1 protein-coding gene is annotated in these 1,349 nt (G+C 53.5%); it reads right to left on the reverse strand.

Going from position 1 to position 1,349, the window contains the following annotated elements:
• Positions 1-1,349, reverse strand: a 1,349-nt coding sequence (gene essC, locus HMPREF9378_RS00040; protein ID WP_002914487.1) for a type VII secretion protein EssC, incomplete at both ends; no start/stop codon positions are given.

The raw sequence follows: 1,349 nt of genomic DNA on the forward strand, positions 1-1,349 counted from the left end.
TTGAAGAGCTCTGCTTCATAGGCTTCTTCCTTCATGGACTCATAGCTGTCCAGCAGGATGACAATAGCCGGCTCTTGCTGACCGCTAGCCTGACGGTAGAGCTCCAAGGTGCCAACACCGTAGTCGGACAAGAGCTTCTTACGCCGGTTGAGCTCCCGCTCCATAATGCGGACAAACTTGGCAATCTTCTCCGTCTGATCCAAAAGCAGGGTATCGGCTACCTGAGGTAATTGCCCCAGCGGTGCCAGACCATTGGTCCCGAAGTCCATCAGGTAGAGTGTGACATCCTTGGGACTGAATTTGCGAGCCAAGTCCATAGCCGCACTCTGCAGGAAGGTTGTCTTCCCCGTACCAGGACTTCCGTAGAGCAGGATATGCCCATCCTTGGACAGGTTGACAGAGACAGGCTCTTGCTTCTGTGCCTGCGGAATATCCGCCATTCCCAGAAGGACGGAGACCGGCTTCTTCTGCTCCCAGGCTTCCTGGGGCTGGATCGGTTCCAGCTCCTGTAGTGTCATCCGCTCTTTAAGCGGTGGCAGCCATGGCTGTGGTACCGGTGGGATTTGCTGGCTCTCTGTCAGTAGTTGGATCTGGCTGACAATAGCCTCCAGCTCCGTCGGTACTTCCTTGATATCCTCGGCTAGGTCAAGACCTGACAGGTCTTGATTGAGCACTTCGTATTGGCCTAGGTCGTTGATCAGGTAGATGGTATGGTCTTCAATTCCCATCTCATCCTTATCCGGCTGGTAGTCTGCCCCTGACCAAGCTGACTGGAAGAGTTCATAGACTTCATTATTGCCGACCTGCAGATAGGCTCGTCCAGTCTGGGTAATCTCCGCCGCATCTGGCGTCTTAAGCATTTCCATCGAGTCTGTCCGATCTGCTACCTTAAGTGCTAGCTTAAAGCGAGAGTTGGACCAGATCTGGTCATCTACCACCCCAGATGGCTTCTGAGTGGCCAAGATCAAGTGGACCCCGAGGGAACGCCCGACCCGAGCGATGGATACCAGCTCCTTGATAAAGTCAGGCTGGTTGACCTTGAGCTCAGCGAACTCATCCGAGATGAGGAAGAGATGGGGCAGAGGTTCGGTTGCTTCCCCGTTCTTAAATTTCTTTTGATATTGGTTGATATGATTGACTTCAAACTCTCTGAAGAGCCGCTCCCGGCGGTGAATCTCCGCATTGATGGAAGCCAGCGCCCGCATGGATTGGGCACCGTCCAAGTTGGTAATGGTTCCCAAGAGATGGGGCAGGTTTTTGAAGAGATTGGCCATTCCCCCACCCTTGTAGTCGATGAGCAGAAAGGCCACATCGTGTGGGTGGAAGTTGACAGCCAGACTCAGGATATA

This window comes from Streptococcus sanguinis SK1 = NCTC 7863, from assembly GCF_000194945.1.
GTDB lineage: Bacteria > Bacillota > Bacilli > Lactobacillales > Streptococcaceae > Streptococcus > Streptococcus sanguinis.